The organism is Ensifer sp. ENS10, from assembly GCF_014852025.1.
GTDB lineage: Bacteria > Pseudomonadota > Alphaproteobacteria > Rhizobiales > Rhizobiaceae > Ensifer.
In genome coordinates, this window is record NZ_JACVAS010000017.1 from 60,091 (window position 1) to 81,105 (window position 21,015).

The 21,015-nt window shown below is 60.9% G+C and carries 19 protein-coding genes and 1 pseudogene; 13 read left to right on the forward strand and 7 right to left on the reverse strand.

What is annotated here, in order from left to right; all coding sequences use genetic code 11:
* Nucleotides 1–24 precede the first annotated feature (24 nt).
* The 3 genes from IB265_RS34230 to IB265_RS34240 all read right to left on the reverse strand — a co-directional run bounded on the left by IB265_RS34230 (nt 25) and on the right by IB265_RS34240 (nt 5,358).
* Entirely contained in the window at nt 25–1,776 is a 1,752-nt protein-coding gene (locus tag IB265_RS34230; protein ID WP_057251192.1) for a type I secretion system permease/ATPase, read from the reverse strand.
* Between the two features lie 1,065 nt (nt 1,777–2,841).
* Complete coding sequence (locus tag IB265_RS34235; protein WP_057251176.1) at nt 2,842–4,452, reverse strand: hypothetical protein; 1,611 nt, start codon at nt 4,450–4,452, stop codon at nt 2,842–2,844.
* 243 nt (nt 4,453–4,695) lie between these two features.
* Entirely contained in the window at nt 4,696–5,358 is a 663-nt protein-coding gene (locus IB265_RS34240; protein ID WP_244495610.1) for a transcription termination/antitermination protein NusG, read from the reverse strand.
* Between the two features lie 371 nt (nt 5,359–5,729).
* Between IB265_RS34240 and IB265_RS34245 the strand changes: the two genes are divergently transcribed.
* The 10 genes and pseudogenes from IB265_RS34245 to ppk2 all read left to right on the forward strand — a co-directional run bounded on the left by IB265_RS34245 (nt 5,730) and on the right by ppk2 (nt 14,404).
* Nucleotides 5,730–6,890: a PqqD family peptide modification chaperone gene (locus IB265_RS34245; RefSeq protein ID WP_192496012.1), complete on the forward strand. Its 1,161-nt coding sequence runs from the start codon at nt 5,730–5,732 to the stop codon at nt 6,888–6,890.
* Nucleotides 6,890–7,888, forward strand: coding sequence for a nucleotidyltransferase family protein (locus tag IB265_RS34250; RefSeq protein WP_192496013.1), 999 nt, complete (start codon nt 6,890–6,892; stop codon nt 7,886–7,888). The genes IB265_RS34245 and IB265_RS34250 overlap by 1 nt, the downstream gene beginning before the upstream one ends.
* Nucleotides 7,889–7,968: 80 nt before the next feature.
* Nucleotides 7,969–8,220 (forward strand): hypothetical protein, encoded by a 252-nt coding sequence (locus tag IB265_RS34255; protein ID WP_113480109.1) that lies wholly within the window; start codon nt 7,969–7,971, stop codon nt 8,218–8,220.
* Nucleotides 8,221–8,576: 356 nt separating this feature from the next.
* Nucleotides 8,577–8,732: a glycosyltransferase gene (locus IB265_RS37900; RefSeq protein WP_375293107.1), complete on the forward strand. Its 156-nt coding sequence runs from the start codon at nt 8,577–8,579 to the stop codon at nt 8,730–8,732.
* 55 nt (nt 8,733–8,787) lie between these two features.
* Entirely contained in the window at nt 8,788–9,081 is a 294-nt protein-coding gene (locus IB265_RS37435; protein WP_309140582.1) for a glycosyltransferase, read from the forward strand.
* 1,036 nt (nt 9,082–10,117) lie between these two features.
* Nucleotides 10,118–10,363, forward strand: a pseudogene (locus IB265_RS34270) (transposase); the annotation flags it as partial.
* Complete coding sequence (locus tag IB265_RS34275) at nt 10,359–10,811, forward strand: amidohydrolase family protein (protein WP_057252142.1); 453 nt, start codon at nt 10,359–10,361, stop codon at nt 10,809–10,811. The pseudogene IB265_RS34270 and the gene IB265_RS34275, both read left to right, overlap by 5 nt.
* Nucleotides 10,812–10,876: 65 nt before the next feature.
* The gene (locus IB265_RS34280) at nt 10,877–11,077 is read left to right on the forward strand and encodes a hypothetical protein (RefSeq protein WP_143033022.1); all 201 of its coding nucleotides are present in this window, start codon (nt 10,877–10,879) and stop codon (nt 11,075–11,077) included.
* Between the two features lie 716 nt (nt 11,078–11,793).
* Nucleotides 11,794–13,590 (forward strand): SulP family inorganic anion transporter, encoded by a 1,797-nt coding sequence (locus IB265_RS34285; protein ID WP_112997236.1) that lies wholly within the window; start codon nt 11,794–11,796, stop codon nt 13,588–13,590.
* On the forward strand, nt 13,559–14,404 hold the full coding sequence (gene ppk2 / locus IB265_RS34290; RefSeq protein WP_113133760.1) for a polyphosphate kinase 2: 846 nt from the start codon (nt 13,559–13,561) through the stop codon (nt 14,402–14,404). The genes IB265_RS34285 and ppk2 overlap by 32 nt, the downstream gene beginning before the upstream one ends.
* 221 nt (nt 14,405–14,625) lie before the next feature.
* Here the strand turns inward: ppk2 and IB265_RS34295 are convergent, their stop codons facing one another.
* The 4 genes from IB265_RS34295 to IB265_RS34310 form a co-directional block, all read right to left on the reverse strand.
* A complete protein-coding gene (locus IB265_RS34295; protein ID WP_057252140.1) occupies nt 14,626–15,096 on the reverse strand; it encodes a hypothetical protein in 471 nt (156 codons plus the stop codon).
* A gap of 328 nt (nt 15,097–15,424) precedes the next feature.
* Nucleotides 15,425–17,305: a patatin-like phospholipase family protein gene (locus tag IB265_RS34300; protein ID WP_162733741.1), complete on the reverse strand. Its 1,881-nt coding sequence runs from the start codon at nt 17,303–17,305 to the stop codon at nt 15,425–15,427.
* A gap of 431 nt (nt 17,306–17,736) precedes the next feature.
* Complete coding sequence (locus IB265_RS34305) at nt 17,737–18,267, reverse strand: MgtC/SapB family protein (RefSeq protein ID WP_192496014.1); 531 nt, start codon at nt 18,265–18,267, stop codon at nt 17,737–17,739.
* 115 nt (nt 18,268–18,382) lie between these two features.
* Nucleotides 18,383–18,829, reverse strand: a complete 447-nt coding sequence (locus IB265_RS34310; RefSeq protein WP_082615927.1) for a pseudoazurin — start codon at nt 18,827–18,829, stop codon at nt 18,383–18,385.
* Between the two features lie 152 nt (nt 18,830–18,981).
* On the opposite strand from IB265_RS34310, the gene IB265_RS34315 reads away from it, so the two are divergent.
* The 3 genes from IB265_RS34315 (at nt 18,982) to IB265_RS34325 (ending at nt 21,010) form a co-directional block, all read left to right on the forward strand.
* Entirely contained in the window at nt 18,982–19,638 is a 657-nt protein-coding gene (locus IB265_RS34315) for a MarR family winged helix-turn-helix transcriptional regulator (protein WP_057252137.1), read from the forward strand.
* Between the two features lie 211 nt (nt 19,639–19,849).
* Nucleotides 19,850–20,398: a carboxymuconolactone decarboxylase family protein gene (locus IB265_RS34320; RefSeq protein ID WP_057252136.1), complete on the forward strand. Its 549-nt coding sequence runs from the start codon at nt 19,850–19,852 to the stop codon at nt 20,396–20,398.
* A 48-nt stretch (nt 20,399–20,446) separates the two neighbouring features.
* Complete coding sequence (locus IB265_RS34325; RefSeq protein ID WP_112997240.1) at nt 20,447–21,010, forward strand: redoxin domain-containing protein; 564 nt, start codon at nt 20,447–20,449, stop codon at nt 21,008–21,010.
* Nucleotides 21,011–21,015 lie beyond the last annotated feature (5 nt).

The following is a 21,015-nucleotide window of genomic DNA, read 5'->3' on the forward strand; positions in this document are numbered from 1 at the left end:
GCGCCTGCCTCTTCTCGAGCGCTGTCAATTCGGCCGTTTCGGCGAGATCGAAACGGGCTTCGGGTTGGCGTTGTTGGCCGGCTGCAATGGCAAGAGTTTTGCCAGGACCCGTTCTCGCGGCCCGATCATGTGCATCTGTCCTTCCTTCATCGCCAGAACGAAGTCCAACTCAGAGAGGATGTTCGGTCGATGCGTCACGATCACGACAATCCCGGCGCGGGCCTTGACCCCCCGGATCGCCTCGGCAAGCGCCATTTCGCCTTCAACGTCGAGATTGGAATTCGGCTCGTCGAGGACAACGAGGAACGGGTTCCCGTGGAGCGCGCGCGCGAGCGCCACACGCTGACGCTGTCCCGCCGACAAAGCGGCGCCGCCTTCCCCGATCTGGGTCTCGTAACCGTTGGGCAGGCTGACGATCAGATCATGGACGCCCGCCGCTCGGGCGGCGGCAACGACGACGCCAGGGTCCGGGTACGGGTCGAAGCGGGCAATATTGTCCGCCACCGTCCCCGCAAAAAGCTCGACATCCTGGGGCAGATAGCCCACGTGTCTGCCGAGTTGTTCCGATGGCCACTGATCGAGCGCCGCGCCATCCAGCTTTACCCGCCCCGCCAGGGGCCGCCATGCGCCGACCAGCGCGCGAACGAGGCTCGACTTGCCGGAGCCGCTTGGTCCTATGACGCCGATCCCCGAGCCGGCATCCAGATTGAACTCGATGCCCTGGACAACAACCCGCTGCGTCCCTGGCGCGCCGATCACGAGCCGGTCCACGGTCAAGCTCGATCTCGGTGCCGGAAGCGCCATTGGCTGCACGTCCTGGGGCAGGCGGGCGAGCAGTTGCCCGAGCCTGCGCCAGCTCTGGCGTGCACCCACGAAATTGCGCCAATGGGTGATGGCAAGGTCGATAGGGGCAAGCGCCCTGCCGACCAGGATCGAACCTGCAATGATGATCCCGGCGGTCGCCTCGCCATGGATCACGAGCCAGGCACCTACGCCTAGCATTGCGGACTGCAGCATCAGCCGCAATGCGCGCGAAGCGCTACCCAGGCCGCCCGTGACATCGCTGACACGCTGCTGCTGGGCGAGGCACTGGCGACTTGCGTCCCGCCATTGGTCATGGAGGCGCCTCCCCATCCCCATCGCCGCGAGGACCTCCGCATTGCGGCGACTCGCCTCGGCGAGGATATTGCGGCGGGCGCCCGTCAAGACCGCCGCGCTCGCTGGCCTGCGCGTGAGTATCTCGGTGGTCGCTGTGAGGAGAACCAGTATGATTGCGCCGCAAATGGCGGTTATCCCGAGAACCGGATGGAAACTCCAGATGATTGCCAGATAGAAGGGGAGCCACGGCAGTTCGAAGAACGCATTGGGTCCCGGCCCCGAAAGAAAGGAGCGGATGCTGTCGATATCGCGCTGCGGCTGCAGCCCGTCGCCCTGATAGCCGACCAAGAGGGGCAGCCTGGTTATCGCGGTGAAAACACGTCCGGAGACCGCCTCGTCCAGTTCGGTGCCGATGCGGGCCATGATGCGACCACGCACGAGGTCGATGATGGCCTGCCCGACGAAGAGAATGCCGGCCAGTATTGCCAGGCCGACCAGCGTCGGAACGCTGCGGCTCGGCAACACGCGGTCATAAACCTGCAGCATAAAAAGCGCACCGTTCAGCATGAGGATGTTGCTCACGCCACTGAACGCCGCAACACCGGCGAGCGCTCCCTTGCAGGAGCCAAGCGCGCTGGCCAGTTCCGAGCCCGCTGCCGGATTACCGGCAAGGGAAATGGGCCGCGCAGCCGCCGATGGCTGTGGCGAGGGTCCCGTCCGCTTCCGCCGTGCCGGCCCGAATAACAGCAACAGGCCGAGACTTCCGATCATCAGCCAGAACGGGAGCCCGTCCGCTGCGCTCTGCAGGTCTTGAAACAACAAAGGATCGGGCAGGTACCCCGTCAGGGCCGCAAGCGCGCTACCGCCGGGATCGCCGATTTGATGAGGCAACAGCAGAGCCAAAGGTCCGACCTGCGCGAGAGCGATGAAGATCAGAACCATACCGGCAGTCTGCCACTTTGTGAGGCTGCGTCGACGACGGCTATAGCGCGGCCTTTTCCGGCGCCATCCGGCTCGCAACAGCGCCGATCCACCGGGCTCTGCGAGGCGAGGCTCCGCGCGCAGATGGCCCGCCAGAACCACCAGTGCGGTTCCGACAAACATCGTCAAAGCCGGAGGGATGAGATCCAAGATGCCGAGCTCCGCGCCCCCGGGTTCGACACCGTCGGGAAGATAGATCCCCAAGGGCTCCGACAGCGCCTTGACTGCAACGAGAAGATCAAGAAACCGCGATTGGACGAACCAGGCAAATCCAAACAGCAGCAAGACAAAGCCCACGCCCGTGCCGAGCCGGGCGATTCGCCGCACCTGTTTATCTCCCTTGTCTTTTGCGGGCATCGCGCATGAAAATTTGGACCGGATCGGTGGCATCGAAATGATCGCCCATCAAAGCAGCAAGTATTTCGACAAAGAGCGCGAAGAGGACGTTCGAATAGACCTCAGACCCGCTGCATGGCCGCGCCTTACCTGCGCGCTGCAACACGCCAAAGTATTCTCCTCGGAACCGCCGCGAAGCAGTCGGGTCAACACATGCACGATCTTCATTTGCGAATACCTCCACTAACCTGTGTGCCTGAGACGACGCCTCGACCGGGAGCCCGCGGGTCGAAAAAGGAAGGTCCGGATTTCAAGAATGCGCTGCAGCCCGGCTTTGCAGGGGATCATTTTCGTCCCTGAAAAGGCTAGATCGATGAGCGCGCGCGCTGCATCTCATGAGGCGTCTTTGCGAAGCGGCGAAGCCTTCTACAAGGACAACCAGATCTCCTTGAAAAGCTCCCGCTTGACACTCTCAGCGCTAGCGCTGGCGTCGATGGTCCTGATGTCGTTGTCCAAGGCCCGCAGTTCGGCCATGAGTGCCAGCCGCGCGTCGAACCCCTCCCTGGTAATTTCTCCGGGCTTTCGCGCCTCGGAAACCGAATAATCGGAGACGAGATGCAGCGTCAGATGCGGCCTGCAAGAATCCATCCGCTCGTATAGCTTCTTTTCAAGCCGCGCCAGCATGCCCACGCCAGGCGCGGATGAGAGATTTGGCGGTATCATCGGCCCGTCCAGATATCCGTGCCGAAGCTTCTGTGGCCAGCGGTCGCTGATAACGATCATGCCGCGCATTGCCCATCGATGCGCACGGTTCACAACGGCGTACCGTTCGATTGCGATCAGAACTCCCCAGAGCGCCAAACCGACCGATAGTATCCTTCCCATTGCGCGGCTTTCCCGGCCCTCGGTCCGGATCATCGCCTTGAGCTCGCGCCGGCGGTAAAAAGCCAGGCGCTGCAGCCCCTTGCGCAACCGCCATCCTCTTCCCTCGCCGGTGCCGACATAAACCTGGGCGCAGCCGAACTTCCATCGAAATATCCGTGTCAGCAGGCTGACCTGCGTGCTCTTTCCCAGTCCGTCCGGAGCGACGAGCGCCACCACGACCCCACCGGCCCAGGGCCACCGTTTTGGCGGTACGGCGCCGGGCATGACGCGACCTGCGAGCCTCAGGGCGAGATAGGAGGCCTTGCGCACGAAATGAACCGCAGCATCCGCGATACCGCTGGCTCTCGAGAAGCCGCATCTCTGCCGGAGCGAAAGCCTCAGTCTTGCAAGGTCGCCGCTGTGCACCAGAATACCGTCCTCGCTCGGCCGAATCCTGCAGCTGACGCTTCTGCCACGGCCAAATTTGTATTCAATGATGTAGGAATTCGGTTCGCCGGGGGCGGGGGACAGGCGCGCAAGTTGCTCCTTGCGACTGCCACGTATCGCCACCCAACGTTTCCACGGAAGCGTCCACAGACGGAACGCGAAGCGGGCGATCGATATCCGAACCTCGTCCTCAGGGGAGACGACGGGGATGGAAATCCCCCCAACGAATACATGCTCCCACCGCCCGACCGCCGCATGATCGAAAGCCAGGTAGCGCTTGCGAAACTCCCAGCCGACACGAATTCCGACGTGGAGGTCGAGATGGAGATAGGCACCGCATGAAAAATCGGCAACGAACCAATCCTCTCTGCCGGCGCAAACATTGTCGTAGCAAGAGAGGCTTACCCCGCGGCGACCATGCAACTCAGCCATTATCGAACAGAACATCGGGTAGTCCTGCTTATCGAGGAGCACATCCAGATCGTCGCAGCCGGCGACCGCCTCAGGCAGGCTCGCGAGATCCTGGATAATCCCGTATCTCACCCCTGCCTCATCCAGGGCGCGAAACAAGGTTGCCGCCACTGGAAACGCGGCAGCCGTATCGGCTGCGTGCAACGGCGCGATTGCGTCCGAGCCAGCTAGGTCCATGCCTGGTACGTCATTCTGCTTGTCCGCCGCATCCACGGTCAGATTCCGGCGCCCAGCGATTACCTGATGTGGGTTCATATCGTGCTCCCGGGCCGCTTGCCGACCATGGCGCGCGCCGTGTTCGAAGGAGTGACGGTAATGTGCTTGTCCGGGCGGGCTTCGCTTCGCGATCTCTGCATGAAGCGCATGTGTGGCCATTTTGCCAAGGGGACGTCTACTGCGGATTTCTTCGCAAGCTGCCGCACTTAGGGTGAGTCGTGTGACTGCGCCCCCACACCAATAGAAACTATACCAAACAAGAACAATACTCTACATTAACATTCATGTTATAAGCAATTGATCCCTATCAATATACATAGGAACGGATCTATTCATAACATCAATAAGTATTCTTACTGCTCCAGACCGTCCAACATAATCCAAAGTACCAAGCTGGTCCGCAAATGGCCCATTCGTGACCCGTATCTTCTGCCCTGGCTCCAAAAGACTCTTCGGGTGCAGGAACCCCTCGTCATCGGTTGCTGACAGGAGGGTCTCAATGACGCCGAATGGAACCGGAATCGGCGCGCAATCTGTCATGACGAGCTTGCGAACGCCCACGGTGGAATTGATTGGCGACCACCTTTGCTCGCGAATATCGAATGATACGAACAGGTAACCTTCAAAATATGCGGAACAAACCGGTCTGATTTTGCGCGCATGCCGGACAGTTCGCCGTCTTTTCGGCAAATAGGTTCGGAAGTTTTGAGACGACAGGTGTCGTTCGGCCAGGACTTCGCAGTGCTGGTGCGTCTGAACCACATACCAACGTGCACTACGCGCATCCTGGCTGTCCAGTGGTTCCGCTACCGAACTTTCCATTTTTAGCATACTCAACCCTCTGAATGCAGATGGGCCGCCACAAGCAAATAAAATCAACAATTTTGCATGGCCGCGCTCATGCCCGTGAACCATCCATGTTCCGCCACCCGTTGTCGCGAACATCCATGAACATTGCACACCGAGGCGCCAGCCACCCGAGAATGTATCAGGTTCGCGGACCTGCGTGCCATCAGCACTAGAGCGTAACAGGCTGGGAGCAAGTGATTAGCAGATAGATACTTTTTGCCGATCAACCCTGCAAAAAGGCGCAGGCGCATACCACCGTAGTGGAGCGAGCTTACGACGGATTAGACGGATCGGCCCGCTGATTACAGACTTTCAAATGTGCTATTTCTCAAGCGGATTACCGGCTTTGTGAGGCCGAGTTGGGGTGCACCATGATTTTTGCCCCTCTGGCGCGGCTGCCGGCAGAGTGAAGACACGGGGTGCGGTCGGCAATTATGACGCGGGAAGGCACGGAGGAGGCCACGACGATGACCTTACTAGAAGCGAATGAAGGAGCTGTCGTGCAAGTTTCCCCTGATGGCGTGGCGGCGGGCCTCGTGACCCAGGCCCGGCTCGTACGCATCCGTGGGCAGAACATCCTGTTCAGCCCAACCCAGCGCGCCATCTTCGCCCTTAACGACACGGCCGCCGACATCTGGCGCTCGTTGCAGGAAGGCACTTCACCGGATGCTATCCCGCGCAGGATCATGCGCGGTCACGTTGATGCCCTCGATGCGAAAGAATACGTTCAAACCGCGCTAAGGGATTGGGAGCGCCTGGGCCTGATCCGGCCACACGCACCATCGGCCTCCGCTTCGCTTCACAAGCATGTGGTCCAAACGCTGGCCGTGGCGGACCGTCGCATCCGGATTGTCTATCCAGCGACCCATGCCTTTCCGGCAATCACCGTCTTCAGGCACCTCGAAGTCCAGCCGGAGGCCACCGACACTCTCCTGGAACTGGTCGAGCACGGGGATCGGATCCACGTGTTCCGGAATAGTGACTGGCTTCGGACCTGCTCCCCCGAGGAGATCCCCACCGTGCTGAAGGGGGAGTTGCTGTCCGAAGCGCTCGAGCATGGCATCTATGAACTTGCACTCCACGCAGCCGCCCTCTCCTCAGGCGAACGCCTGATCCTGCTCTGCGGCGATCCCGGTGCAGGCAAGACGACGCTGACATTGGCCCTGGCCCAATCGGGCTTCGGCTTCGTCTCGGATGATGTGACCCTTTTGAACTGCGGCGGGCTTGGCATCGGACTTCCCTTCGCCGCCGGCGTCAAGCCCGGCGCATGGCCTCTTCTTGCCGGATACTATCCCGAGCTCGCTGCAGCACCGATCTTCAGGCGCCCCGATGGCAAGCGAGTGCGCTACATCGTGCCGAAACACTTTTCGCCGGTGTCGCAGGCCCCCCGAGCCATAGGCTGGGTGATCCTGCTTAACCGCGACCGCGGCTCCCGTCCCAGTCTGGATCCGGTCGATGCGGTCGGTGCGTTGCGCGGCTTGCTCAACGGTGCGTTTGCGCCCGGCCGAGATCTCGGCAGCACCGCCTTCGAAATGCTGACACAGGTTATTGGATCGGCCAGGACCTGCTCCCTCACCTATTCCTCGCTGGAAGATGCGTTGGAATTGATCCGGGGAGCTTGCCGGTGATGCGTGCCGACACCGCTCTTGACGCCCTGGTCTCCGGCCTTCAGGGGCACCTCGTCGCCGATGTCGACTGGCAAGCCTTGATCGCACTGGCGAACCACACGCTGCTCACGCCCGCCCTATTCTCCTCGCTCGCCCAATCGGGCCAGATCGAGCGGCTGCCAGGCGACGTGCGCGATTATCTTGCCTTTATCGATGACTGCAATCGGAACCGGAACCTGAGCTTGAGGGCACAGTTGATCGAGACCGTCGCCGCGTTCAACAGCCGAGGGATCGTTCCGATTCTGCTCAAGGGAGCCGTTCCGCTCTTTGTTTCCCCGCCCGGCCGGTTGCCCAGCAGGATGACGAGCGATCTCGATATCGCCGTGGAAGCGGGCGAGGAGGCTGCCGCCAAGGGCTGCCTCGAAGAGCTTGGCTATCGTGAGGTGCCGGACGTTCGTGGCATGGCGCGTCCGCAGGATGCGGGCATCCTGGAACTCCGGCGGTATCGGCCGGACGGATTCGGATGCCCCCAGCCCGTCCAACGGGATGGCCTTCGGGTGAAGATTCCTTCCCTTGAGGCCCGCGCAATGCACTGGATCATGCATGACCTCCTCAAGGAAGGAGATTACTGGCGCGGAAGAATCGATCTGCGGCACCTGCACGATCTGGCACAACTCGCCGAAAGCGAACAGTTGGATTGGGCGGCGCTGCGCACGGCAATGCCAAACAAAACCACCCGGAATGCGCTCGACACCCAACTGCTGACCTTGCACCATTTCTTTGGGACGAAGATTCCGGCAGACGCCGCAGGGCGCCCGATGCCCCGCCTCCAGCACTGGAGGCGCATCTATACGGTCAGGCATCCTGTCTCCGGCGCTCCGCTACGCCTCGCCGGCAACCTGGCATGGGGCCTCAGCCGGCTCACACGTTCCCTTGAGCTGGCGCGTCGCAACCCGATCGAACTGGTGCGTCGCGCAGGCCTCATCCTTTCGAATAAGGGGCTACGCTCAAAGATTTAGGGATCAAATCTAAGGTCTGGATGGTTCCTACACGGACAGGATGTATACTGTTCATGAGTGTTTCCAAAGGAGCCAGGGCAATGGAGAAGAGAAACGACTCAGAAATGATCCCTGAGGGACTGGAAACTGAAGCGCAGGCTCGAAGAGATTTTCTCAAGAAGGCCGGGCGTTTTGCCGTTGTAACACCTCCGGCGATTACCCTCCTCCTTGGTACGAGCCTGAGTTCGCGCGCCATTGCCAAGTCCAATGGCACACGTCCCGGCTGGGGTTTTGGGGACAAGAACCATACCCACAACGGACCTCCGGGTCTCTGGAAGCGGTTGGGCGGCTGATCGGTGGTCCTTCGCCTCACACTCAGTTTTTGATCATCTTCTTCCACGACTTGGTGTCCACCTATTTTGGTGGACACCTTATGCGTCAGCTTACTCAAGAGAAGACGGCGCGGGGAATTTCGCGCTTGGCGTTGATTTTCCTTGGACGCCGCTCTTTCTGAGCGTGATCTTCCTTTTTCACCCAACGCTCTCGGATAGGTCGCCAGCGGTGGCGGGCTCGTGCTGATCGTCCTGACATTGGCAAACCAGTTGCGTTCCCGGACACCCGCCTCGGCCCATTGGCCGGGAAGCCGAGGCGCCGGGGCAGAATGCCGAGGCGGTTCAGGTTCTCGGAATGCGCGAGGCTGCGGTTTGTGATGGTCTCCCGATTGTCCAAGGAAAAAGGCTATAATATCTCGATAAGCGCCTTTTCGCGCGTCGCCATTTTCAATCCGAAGGCGAGGCTTGATGTTTTCGGCGACGGGCCAGAGCGCGAAAGTCTAGAGAGACTTGGTCAAGAAACTCCGCCTTAATTGAGCCTGGCCAAGGAGCTGCCACGGCACGACATTTTCATCCAGGCATTCGCGCATCAAGGAAGGGTCGCCGGTGTCGATCGTCGAGGCGATGGCCTGCACTTTACCAGTCATCGCCACTGCGATCGGCGGAATTGCCAGCCAGGTCGTCCCTGGGCGGACAGGATACCTTGTCTCCGAGGGCGACGTTGCCGGCATGTCGGTGGCGATGCAGAGATTGGCGTCGGACCCGGCGCTGCGTAAGCAATTGGGAAGCGCAGCCCGCACGCAGGCCGTCGCTTATCATGACTCCACGACGAAGGCGCGGCGCCTTGGCGAGTTAAGCGTCCGCCGGTCGGCAACAGCATGATTGCCGATGTCCGGCGGTGCGAGCTTAGGACAGCGAAATGGCGGCGGCTCGACGAGCAACGGGATCTACGGATTTCGAACAAACCTGCACTGCAACATCCGTGGCGTCGAGAACGGCATAACCGTCTTGGAGCCGGCCCTTATCCAAGACAACTAATTCATAGGTAGTAATTCTTAGGTAGGCGCCGCTAACGGTGGCAGCGATGTTCAGATCTTGCACAGCACGTTGCCAACGAGGTGATGTCTCACGTTCCAGCCTCGGTTCCGTCGATCATGGGAACGCGAGAGCTTGAGAGCTTGGCGCCGCGGTGGCAACAGGAGCAGGTGCGGTGAACCACGGCCGAGAGGTGAGAGTGCTTCCCGGCGCCGATCTTACCCACAAGTGTCTACGCCGCTGCCGATCTCGTGGGGTTCGGCGTTGCGCGCGCTTTCCATTGGTCCCCCGCTGATCGTCTAGGGTAGAAGAGGCGTTCTCTGAAGCGTTCGAGCCCTCGACATGCGAGCTGTCCTTGCGGCAAGGTTTTTACGGCTTGGCTGAGGGCGCAGCTGGAGCCAGCCGCCTTGCCGCACAAATGGAGAGCTTAATCAATGATACCCGATCGTCGGGCAGCGCTTGCTCACTTCGGGCGAGAAATGGTCACCAAACGCTTTAGCCTGCAATGAGCAGCGGATCTGCAACTCGACATCTACCGCCAATCCTGGCCGACCCGCCGAAACGTAGGCTCAGCGATGCGATGCGCTCGGCCCGTCTTTCACTGATGCTCGAAATCGCGAGCCATGATCCGTTCCGCAAGCGGATAAAGAAAGTCCGGGAGCAGACCATCCTGGCCACCGTCTACTCGGGCAACTGGCCCCCGACCCACGGAGAGTGAAACTCTTGTGCCCTGTTCCAGCCGAATGCACAAACTATTTCAGCGCCGCCTGACCTGCCCCTGAGAATTTCCTCCAGAATGGATTAGGCTGTGGTGACGAATTAACCATTTGGGATTCCGTTTTGGGGGCAGATCAGATTCAACGCTGACTTTTGGAGGTTGGCGATGGATGGTGAGGTTCTCAGGGATGATCAGTGGGAGCGGCTGAAGCCGTTTGCGCCCGGCGGTCGCAAAGGCAGGCGCGGCCCGCGCAGCGACGGGCGCCGGTTCTTCGACTCGGTGTTGTGGCTTGCCCGATCGGGTGCCCGCTGGCGTGACATGCCCGAAGACCGCTTCGGCCCCTATTAGACAGTCAAACGGCGTTATTACCGCTGGATCGAACAGGGTGTGTTCGACCGGAGGTACGGTGCAAAAGGCGGATGATCAGTTGCTGACGCGCGAAGAAGCGCTTCGTCTCTATACGCGAAGCGCCGCATGGATCGGCTTTGCGGAAGAGGATCGCGGTACGCTTTCCGCGGGCAAGCTCGCCGACCTTGCCGTGCTCGACAAACCGCACATGACCATGCCGGTGGGCGAGATCGACACGGTCCGCTCCGTCCTGACCCTGCTCGGCGGCAAGGTCGTGCACGACGCGGACGTCATCAAGGCAGCCAGACCATCACCGCCAGCGGCGGCGGATTATCCGGGGGCAATTAGGATGAATTCGGCAACCACGAATACGGACTACGGTCGAACCGTGGCCCGAACTCTTCGGAGCCGAGAACGATGTGAAGCCTGTCGGCGCGGCAGGCTTCCGCATGTGGCTATCGGCGGAGCGGCACTTGGCCAGTTTTCTAACCCCATTTACGCATTTGTCTAATCCTTGACGGCTGCGTGCACTGTGAGACGCTATGACTTCACGGTTGTAATGCGTGGGGGTATCCAGTGAAATTCTCAAAGGCCAAGAAGAAACATCCCGGAAAGATGCATAAAACAGTTGGTGCGATCGGTCGTTACGACGAAGGCTTCGTCAGCGGCGGACGCGCCACCCCCGGTTTCTCTTACCGGGGAAGATGGCTCAACGAAGGATGCCCGGGCACCTTCGAGACATGGCTGGTCAACAAAGGCGTCATGCCCAAGGTTTAACAGCGACGCCCGGACGGCATTTCCATGGACTGCGCCGTTCGGTGTGGTGCGCCATCTTGCGCCTCAGTTGCGCGCAGCGCTCTGTCACGGAAGCCTTGCAATCCGGCGACACCCGCGTTGCGGAACGTCCTTCGCCGGCGGGAAATCTCGCAGGCACTCTCACGCGCTATGTTGAGTTTTGCGCCGGACGAGCAGCCTTTCCAGCGCTTCGTCGACCAAGGCAGGAATTCGCGTCGGATCGTCCAGATATGCGACTTCGAGCAGGCCAGCAACGACCGCGGGATCATCCGCCGGCAGCTGCGTTGAAGCAAAAACGAGACGGACCGGGTTCGCGGAGTTAACATGCGCATTCGGGATGGAAGGATCGTTGAGAGCCCGCGATACGTGAAGGGATAGAGCCCGCCCTCACCGCCCTTCGGGCATCCTGCGGGGCGGGCGCGCGCGTCCAATTAAGGCGACCTGGGCTTCGGGTGTCCGGCGTAGGCGCATCTGCAGACGAGCGGTCTCAAGCCGCTCCGCGGTGAGATCAGTATCAGGCACACGTTGTGGAGGCTTTCACTGAGCGGACGCTGCAACTTTTGCGCATCGTGCGTGGCCAGGCAAAACGAAAAGTTTTGCATCTCTAATATTCGCGATGCTATGGTTCATTCGTTTGGCCCTCTTGTTCGGCGCGGAATCGTTGCCGGCTGGAGGAGGCATAGTCCGGGGGCCCGAGCATGGCATTTACTCTGCCTCGCCTGCCTTTGCTCGCGAACCTGGAAGGTTACCGCGTCGGATGGCTACGCAACGATATCTCCGCCGGACTTGCAATTGCCGCCGTTGGCCTTCCCAGCGCCATCGCCTACCCGGCCATAGCCGGACTGCCCGCCGAAACCGGCCTCTATGCCAGCATCACGCCGCTCATCGCCTATGCGGTCTTCGGCCCGTCGCGCCAGCTCATCGTTGGTCCGGACGCTGCCACGATGACCGTGTTGGCAGCGGTTCTGACAACGGTATTCGCTACATCCGGCGCGACGGTCGACCGCGTGACAGCAGCCGCGCTGCTGGCGCTGATCGTCGGCATCCTATGCCTGATTGCGCGCCTTGTACGGCTCGGGGTGCTGGCGACCTTTCTGTCACGCCCGATCCTGACCGGCTTTTTCGCCGGCATCTCGCTGTCGATCCTGGTTGGGCAGATCAAGCGCTTTACCGGCGTCAATATCGAGTCCGAGGGCTTGGTATCACCTGTGCTCGAACTCCTGCGGCAAGCCGGTTCGATCCATTGGCCCACCCTGGCGTTCGCCTTGGCCTGTTTTGCACTCTTGCAAGTGGCCCGCATCTATCGCTCGCCCATACCTGGCCCGGTAATAGTCGTTTTTTTGGCTGTGCTGCTTTCCTTTCTCTTTGACTTCGAGGGACACGGAATGGCGGTCGTCGGCGACATACCGCAAGGGCTGCCGTCGCTCGTCCTGCCGCGCATTGGGAACCTGCCGATTGATGCCTTGCTGACCGGCGGAGCCGCCATCTTCCTCGTCAGCTTCGGCTCCGGTGTCATTGCCGCGCGTAGTTTCGCAACGCTCGGCGGCTACCGCGTCGATCCGAACCGTGAACTGACGGGCTTCGGTGCGGCAAACTTCGCCGCCGGGCTGTTCGGCACGTTTCCGGTCACGGCTTCGGATTCCCGCACCGCCGTCAACTTTGCCGTCGGCGGTCGTTCACAAATCGCAAGCCTGGTCGCGGCCGCGACCCTCATGGCGGTGCTTGTGTTTCTCGGCAGCGTTCTGCGCATCCTGCCGATCGCCGCGTTGGGTGCGATTCTCGCGGCAACCGCACTCAGTTTGATCGACCTCGAAGGCCTGAGGCGCATATGGCGCGTCAACCGGATCGAATTCGTATTCGCTCTGATCGCCTTGTGGGGACCGATCGGGCTCGGCGTCTTGAACGGCGTGGTCATCGCCATTGCCGCAACGCTGATCTATCTGCTGCTGCAGGCCATGTATCCGCACGACGCCCTACTCGGCAGGATTCCTGGTCGGGACGGCTTCTATAAGCTGCATCGCGCACCGGATGCACGTCCTGTGCCGGGCTTCGGCGCCTGCATGATCCAGGACAGCCTGCTTTTCTACAATGCGGACTATGTGCGGGAGCGCTTGACGGCCATTGCCGACGAATTGCCGCCGCCGGCCCATTGGCTGGTCATCGATGCCAGTGCGATCCCCCAGATCGACAGCACCGCCGCCGAGATGCTCGGGGAACTGGCCGACGAACTAAAGGCGCGCGACATTGCGCTCGGCCTGGCGGAATTGCACACGGATGCCCGCGCCCTCCTCGACCGGGCGGGCATCATCGAAAGAATTGGCCCGAGCATGGTCTTCGAGGGCATGGAGGACGCGCTCGACGCCTACGAGGCCCGATACGGCGAAGGTAAGACGGCGGACGGGGAAATCACTGCGAACTCCGACGCCATGAAAACAGCGCGCAGTATCGAAACGGGAGGGAACGATGGGAAAACACGAAGGCAAGAAAAAGAATAAGGAAAAGAACGGCGCCGCTGCCGAAGCAGCGGCATCAGAGGAACGATCATCCAGTGGTTACGCCAAGGAACTCGCCCGGCTGCAGGAAGAGATCGCACACCTGCAGGCCTGGGTTAAGAAGACCGGCGCCCGCATCGTCATTGTCTTCGAAGGACGCGATGCCGCTGGCAAGGGCGGCGTGATCAGGCGGTTTACCGAGCGCGTCAGCCCCCGTGTCTTCCGGGTCACGGCCCTGCCCGCGCCAACGGAGCGGGAAAAATCGCAGATCTACATGCAACGCTACATTCAACACCTGCCGGCGGCCGGCGAAGTGGTGATTTTCGACCGGTCCTGGTACAACCGCCCGGGCGTGGAACGCGTCATGGGCTTTTGCTCGGATGACAGCGCCCGACGTTTCCTCGAACTCGCACCCCGCTTCGAAGCGGCAATGGTCGAAAGCGGCATCGTCCTGCTGAAATACTTCCTCGATGTCAGCGAGAAGGAACAGGAGCGCCGGTTCCGTCAACGCATCGCAGACCCGTTGCGCCAGTGGAAACTCAGCCCGATGGATGTCGAATCCTATCAGCGCTGGTGGGACTACACCCGGGCCTATAACGAGATGATCCGCATGACGGACACGGAGTATGCGCCCTGGTGGATTGTACCGTCAGACGACAAGAAGCGGGCGCGGATCAATTGCATCTCGCATATTCTCGCCTCGATCCCCTATGAGCGCGTGAAGTTTTCCGAACCGGACCTCGGCAAGCGCCAGAAGCGACCGGACGGCTTCGCAGACGACGATCACATTCGCAGAACCGTACCTGACGTTTTCTAAGGCTGATAAGCCCGCGCCTTCTGGCGCGGGCTTACAGAAACGGTTGAGCGTTCCCTGATAGTAGGAATGCGGAACCACCGATGCCGGCGGGTCATTCGACACCGGGTATGGTCGCGCCTAAAGCGCGTCGCGATCTTTCAGATTCGCTCCTTGCGCTTTAAGTTCTTGATATTTCAAATGTCGTTGTCGCAAAACCGCTGCGCACTTTTGCGCGACAAGCTTCAGGCCTTGTCCGGAGCCCAGTTCAGGAAGAACCCGACATCGCCGGGCACACCGCCCGGAAAGTTGATGATCATCGCCTTCAGCTTATAGCCCTGCGGCTTGCCGTATGTCTGATAGCGATCGAAAAATTCCTTCGCCTTGCCCTGCAGGGTCTGCGGCCAGTCACGGTCAGCGCTGTTGATGGCGCGTCCGCTATCCGTGCAAAGCTCGGAGGGGAAGCTATAGACCAACGCCTCGAATTTACCGGCCTTGACGGCGTTTGTGACAAGGCGGCGGACGATACCAATTTCCTCTTCCGTCACATGTTCTTTGAGAAAATCAGCGGCAAAGTCGGCATGCTTCTGTTCTTCGAGGGCTTTCAGCCGCCGCTCCTTGTCCATCTCCTCCATTTCGCGCTGGAGCATCTGCTTTCTCAGATCTTGGGCGCTTAAGGGCTTTGCGGTCGGGTCTAGATCTTTTTTCTCAGGCATCGTGTCGATCCACTTCAGGCAAATGGGAACACTGTGGCGGGGCACACGCTTGCCGTGCGCCGTATGCCAAAGACGTCCCGCAGGTACATCCAAGGGAACCCGATCGGCATACCAATCCGGGGACGAAGCATTTCGAATTCGAGCCGCTGCCTGTCCGAGGGCTCTCTATTTATTGATCTTTCTCACCACCAAACGGAATAGCCGATGCGGGCCAATCCCCCACAAGGCTATCCTAAAATACTACAACCGCAAGAGGACGGTGACAATTCGGAATGAGCGATGATATTCACGCGGAACTCCAAGACAATCACGTTTCACCGCCACATTTTCAACCACCGAATACGCCCCTGCTACCGATTGCCTGCGATAGCTCGTGCCCAGACGGAATGCCAAGTATCTGCAGCAGCTTCGGGTCGCTCTCGCTGAGGCGGCCCTCGATCCATCGTTTCGTCCAGTCGTAAGCTTCGACGTAGAGCTCGGAATGCCGGCTCCAGTCCATGAACCCGATTGCGCTCGAAATTGGCGGGGAGACGAGCAGGTCGCATTCACCGAGCATGACTTCTTCCGGCCTGTGGGCCAGCACGCTCGCCGTGATCACCTGGATCACGCTCGGGACCTTCGGCAGGTTGGCACGACCGAAGGGTGTGAGCATCCGCACCGCCAGTTCGGACGCTCCCGGAATACTGTCATAGTCGACATGATGCTTCCGTGGTCCGTCGGATCCCAGGCTCGCGACCACATTGGGGCCGGTTTTGAGTTCTTTCATCTGCTCCAGCGGCAGATTGTTCATGATGGCCCCATCGACAAGCATATCGCCTTCGGCCGTAAAGAACGGCGGCAGGACGCCGGGGATCGAGCCTGACGCCCTGACAGCCTGCCAAAGTTTTCCCCGGCGATGGACATGCGCCTGCCGGCTGCTGAGATTGGTCGATAGAGCGAAGAACGGAAGCCAGAGGTCCTCGATCAGAACGTCGCCATATTCCGCGTGCAGCGTGCGGTCGAGCACCTTGTGATCGAGCAGCGCATATTGCGGCAAGGTGAGGCGACGAAACGCGCGGCTCTTGACGAAGATGAGGTGTGTTCCCCGATCGATGGCGTCGGCGTCCAATCCGCTGGCGAAGCCAGCCATGATAGCGGCTCCGGAACTGGTGCCGCCAAGATAGTCGAAGGACGCACCCGCCTCGACGAATGCCTTGTAGACACCGATATGCGCGCAGCCGAGCGAGCCCCCGCCGGCAGCGACAAAGCCCCTGGCCTTACCTGAGAGGAAACGGGCCAGACGTTCGACATCCAACCGATCTTCCAGCGAAACGTGGTGATGCTGGCGAACGCCGGGCCGTGCGTCGAGCCAGGCGGCAGTTCCGGTAACCGTTGCCGCGCGCGTCCGGTGAACAAGCACAAGCCGAAGGTTGGACGGCGTATGGACCGAGAGCGCCAACGCCTCGCAGGGGCTGAGGCCCGGCGGGTCGGATGCATCGGCAAACAGCAGGACGTTGTCAGCCTGGCGGATACACACACGCGTCCAGTCGCTTGGCTCGTCATCGGCGACATAAACGATGATATCCGCCTTGATCTCGAGATGGTTCAGCCAGTCGAGCACCGGCTGATCGTCGATCGGAAGCCTGGCGAAGCGGTCTTCGAGATCCCTTCGCGTCAGGAACACGGCCCGCTTGTCCGCAGCAAATGCGGTACGGAGCTGTGCGATGAAATCAGGGGAAATACGACTGCTGCCCGCAGGAACGATCGCCAGCGTCCGAAGCCTGCAGGGATGCTTGGTATGCGCCGGCGCTGGAGACTGCATGGCGAACCGGCGCGCGAGAAACGTCGTCACCGACTGGCGCAGGCTGGGCAACGCCTTGGCAGCCCTCTCGAACTGGTCGTCGCGAATCTCGAGTACGATGGAATCACGCGCTGCAATCACGGTGGCAATACGGGGCAGCGCGGCAAAGAAGCCGACCTCACCGACAAGCTCGCCCTGGCCGATCTCGGCGACAGGCTGGGCAGTTCCCTCCCGGTGCACCGTGAAGCGGCCCGACAGAACGACGAAGAACCGGTCCGAGCGGTCTCCCTCACGAACGAGAACTTCGCCGCGGCGCAAGATCCTGCGATCGGAGTTGGCGGCCAAAGCCTCCAATGCGGACAAAGACGTCTGGTCGAACAACAGCGTCGCCGATAGCAATTTGGCAGCAAGGGAACCGGTGGAGTCCATCGAACCTTCCTTGATACAGCGTCTGTCGACTTTAGCGGTTTCGGCAGGAATTGCCGAACAGATTTGGTGCGATCCGCCATCGACCAGGAGCGCGCTGTGCTCAAACCGTCCACGCGCGGCGCGTTCGGCCATCGTGCCACAAATTAGATGAGATAAATGGCGCAATATATTGTTTAGATAGGTATATTCTATTTTTCGGTGAGGCCGATCGCTGCCATGCGGACGAGAAGCAGCACGCTTCCGGCGCGCCAGAATCTTTCCCTGCATAACGCTCTGTCGGCCTGGGATTTGACGAGAATGAGCTGGGATAACGATCTCGTACAGCAATCGATAATATCTATAAACATCAGAATAGTATCGTCGTTAACTCATGCAAATTGATAACTTTTCGAGATGACCGGGCGCTCGATCAAATCGCGTGAAGGTCAATCCTAACGCCTGGCCTGGGTATTGCTCGCCTCGTCCCGTGGTTCGACGTCCGGCCTTTGGTGGGGCATGGCCCGCGCCTCGATGGAGCCGATGACGAAGAGGACAGAGAAGGCGGAGGCAACTGCAAAACCGGCAACAACCCACTGACCGAAGCCCACCGCAAGACCGATGGCCCCCGCGAGCCACAGGCTGGCGCCAGTCGTTATCCCCTGAACTTCACCCCTGGAAAGCACGATGGTACCGGCGGCGAGAAAGGCGACGCCCGCCGTCACCGCTTCCACAACCCGCAACGGATCGAGGCGGACGCGATCGTCGAAGAAACCCCCGAGACGGACGCTTTCGAGCGAGATGATGCCGAAGGTGCAGGCGGCAAGGCAGACGAGCATATGGGTCTTGAGCCCCGCCGGCCGCGCCTTTGCCTCGCGCTCGAAGCCGATGACGGCACCTAAAAACAGCGCACCGAGGATGCGCGCAAATATGACGGGATAGGGAATCTGTGAAGGCGGGAACAACTCGGCAGTGATCTGATCCATGCGGAACCAACGCGAAGCCTTCGCATTGGTTCCGCATGATGGCGTCGCGCCTCACCCAGTGCGCGGTCGCCAGGAGCGGCCTGTCCCCACCCCGCTCCGAAGCGTAGCCAGGCGCTTAGTTTCCGAGCGCCGCCAAGGCGGCATCCAGGCGCTCCTGCGCCTTCTTCGGATTCTTGGCAGCCTTCACGGCGTCAAGGTTGGCAGGAGCGTCGCCGACCTGGACAACGCCGATCATGCCCATGCCGTAGTGCGGCGTGCATTTGACGGCGTAGACCCCGGGAGCGGTAAAGGTCACCTTGTAGTTTTCATTGATCTTGCTTTTGAAAGCTTCGGCGCCATCCGGGATCATGCCCTTGATGGATTCGACATTGTGCCCCTTGTCGGTCGGGATGAAGGTGACCGTGTCGCCGGGCGCAACTTTCAGCGACGCCGGCTCGAACACCATCGCACCGTCCTTGCCCTTGTTCAGCATGTGCACTTCGAAGTCTGCGGCGGCTGCAGGTGCTGCGACAAGCATTGCCGCGATGGCGATACCCAATCCGCTCTTGATTGCATTCAACATCGTCTTCTCCATTTGAGCGACCAGCCCGTGGCTCGGGTTGTTCGAGCAGAGAAATAGGCCCGCGCTGCCCCCTCTACTTTGATGCGCGTCAAATTCGCAGCGCTTTTCTAACGCTCGTTGACAATACATAGGATTCCTATACTAATGACACCATGAGCAACGAACCTGGCAATACACCCACCTTGGTCGGCCGGATTGGTGACGGGCTATCGCGCGTGGCAACGGCCATGCGCAGCGAGGCCTGGACGGCCGCCGAGGCGATCGGCCTCAATCCGACGCAATTGCAGATACTTACCTTTCTCGTCGCCCGCGACCGGAGCGGTATGCGCGTCAAACAGATCGCCGCCTATCTCGGCGTCAGCCAGCCGACGACGACGGATTCGGTCAATGCGCTCCTGCGCAAGGGGCTTGTCGAGAAACGGGCCGACCCCAACGACGCGCGGGCCCTTTCAGTGGCCGTGACGCTGCAGGGCGAGGCCGCGGTTCGCCAGGCCGGTCAACTGGCATCGGCCACGGAGGACGCCATCGCGAGCCTCTCCAAGCTTGAGCAGGAGGACCTGCTGATGCATCTCGTCAGGATCATCCGCCGCCTGCAGTCGGCTGGCGCCATTCCGGAACAGCGCATGTGCGTCAACTGTCGCTACTTCCGCCCCCATGTCTACGACGATCCGAAGGCACCGCACCATTGCGCCTTCGTCGATGCCGCATTCGGGCCGGCGGAGTTACGCGTCGACTGCGGTGAATTTGAAAGCGCCGACGATGCGGACCGGGACGCTGCCTGGCGGGTTTTCAACCGCGGCGCGGCCTGAAATGAGAATGAAAGGAAACACACGCGCCGGCAGCCGAGCCCGGCGCAAGACCGAGCGAGCGGCCATGCTCTCGCCACCAGCTTCAACATCGGAGCCCGCGAGCACCGTTCTCAGTACCGCGAGCGGGTGCCGATGATGTCGGCGCCGGTCCGACGACTGCCATCGGCGGACCGGCAATTTTCTCCCTCCACGCAAATAGAAAGAGAAAACCATGAGCAGAATTAATCTAGTTGACCCCAATTCGGCAACCGGCGCCAGTGGCGAGTTGCTTGGCGAGATCCGCTCCGCCTTCGGCATCGCCCCCAACATGTTCCGGGCGGTCGCCAACTCGCCGGCTGCCCTTGCCAGCATGTGGGGTTCTTTCGGCGCGCTCGGAAACGGCCGTCTCGGCGCCAAGCTCGGCGAGCAGATCGCCGTTGCCGTCGCCGACCGCAACGATTGCCACTATTGCCTGGCCGCCCATACCGCGCTTGGCCGCAAGGCCGGGGCGACCGCGGAAGAAATGGCGAATGCGCAACGGGGCAAGTCGTCCGACCCGAAGACGGCGGCGGCGTTGACCTTCGCCCAAAAACTCGTCGAAGCACGCGGCCACATCACTGATGCCGAAGTGCGGGCGCTGCGTGATGCCGGTTACGACGATCAGGATGTCGTCGAGATCATCGCCCATGTCGCGCTCAATCTCTTCACGAACTACATCAACGTCGCGCTTGCCGTACCGGTCGATTTCCCCGGTGTGAAGCTCGTTCGCGAAGCGGCCTGACAAGGCGGCCGGACGGCAGCGCCCGTCCGGCCATCTCCGGAGATGACAATGAACAGCAACTATCGGATCGCCGCCCCGGAACTCGCCGTTTCGACCTGGTTCAATACGCCTGCGCCCTTCAGCCTCGAACGGCTGCGCGGCCGGGTCGTTTTCCTCCATGCCTTTCAGATGCTCTGCCCCGCCTGTGTATCGCACGGCCTGCCGCAGACTCAGCGCGTCAAGACCGTCTTTCGCGAGACCGACCTGCAGGTCATCGGCCTGCATTCCGTGTTCGAGCATCACGCGGTCATGACGCCGGACGCGCTCAAGGCCTTCATTCACGAATACCGCCTAACCTTCCCGATCGCCGTCGATCAACCATCGGATGAAGGGCCAATACCGAAGACGATGGAGCGCTACGGCATGCGCGGCACGCCAACAGCGATCATCATCGGCCGTGACGGTCACGTTGAACATCATCGCTTCGGGATCGAAGACGACATGGTCATCGGCGCCCGCCTTGCCACGTTGCTCGCCGCGCCGATCCCGAATTTCGCCGCAGCAGGTCCGGAAACGCTCGGGTGCACGAGCGACGGCTGCTCGGTCCCCGACACGCATGATGGACGCCGCTAGAGGAG

Excerpts from the sequence above, each read along its gene's own strand:
- IB265_RS34300 (WP_162733741.1), bottom strand. The coding sequence starts at position 17,305 with ATGGACTCCACCGGTTCCCTTGCTGCCAAATTGCTATCGGCGACGCTG.
- IB265_RS37900 (WP_375293107.1), top strand. The coding sequence starts at position 8,577 with ATGGTCTCCCGATTGTCCAAGGAAAAAGGCTATAATATCTCGATAAGC.
- IB265_RS34310 (WP_082615927.1), bottom strand. The coding sequence starts at position 18,829 with ATGTTGAATGCAATCAAGAGCGGATTGGGTATCGCCATCGCGGCAATG.
- ppk2 (WP_113133760.1), top strand. The coding sequence starts at position 13,559 with ATGGGAAAACACGAAGGCAAGAAAAAGAATAAGGAAAAGAACGGCGCC.
- IB265_RS34235 (WP_057251176.1), bottom strand. The coding sequence starts at position 4,452 with ATGAACCCACATCAGGTAATCGCTGGGCGCCGGAATCTGACCGTGGAT.
- IB265_RS34255 (WP_113480109.1), top strand. The coding sequence starts at position 7,969 with ATGGAGAAGAGAAACGACTCAGAAATGATCCCTGAGGGACTGGAAACT.
- IB265_RS34295 (WP_057252140.1), bottom strand. The coding sequence starts at position 15,096 with ATGCCTGAGAAAAAAGATCTAGACCCGACCGCAAAGCCCTTAAGCGCC.
- IB265_RS34285 (WP_112997236.1), top strand. The coding sequence starts at position 11,794 with ATGGCATTTACTCTGCCTCGCCTGCCTTTGCTCGCGAACCTGGAAGGT.
- IB265_RS34250 (WP_192496013.1), top strand. The coding sequence starts at position 6,890 with ATGCGTGCCGACACCGCTCTTGACGCCCTGGTCTCCGGCCTTCAGGGG.
- IB265_RS34240 (WP_244495610.1), bottom strand. The coding sequence starts at position 5,358 with ATGTTCGCGACAACGGGTGGCGGAACATGGATGGTTCACGGGCATGAG.
- IB265_RS34245 (WP_192496012.1), top strand. The coding sequence starts at position 5,730 with ATGACCTTACTAGAAGCGAATGAAGGAGCTGTCGTGCAAGTTTCCCCT.
- IB265_RS34305 (WP_192496014.1), bottom strand. The coding sequence starts at position 18,267 with ATGGATCAGATCACTGCCGAGTTGTTCCCGCCTTCACAGATTCCCTAT.
- IB265_RS34320 (WP_057252136.1), top strand. The coding sequence starts at position 19,850 with ATGAGCAGAATTAATCTAGTTGACCCCAATTCGGCAACCGGCGCCAGT.
- IB265_RS34325 (WP_112997240.1), top strand. The coding sequence starts at position 20,447 with ATGAACAGCAACTATCGGATCGCCGCCCCGGAACTCGCCGTTTCGACC.
- IB265_RS34315 (WP_057252137.1), top strand. The coding sequence starts at position 18,982 with ATGAGCAACGAACCTGGCAATACACCCACCTTGGTCGGCCGGATTGGT.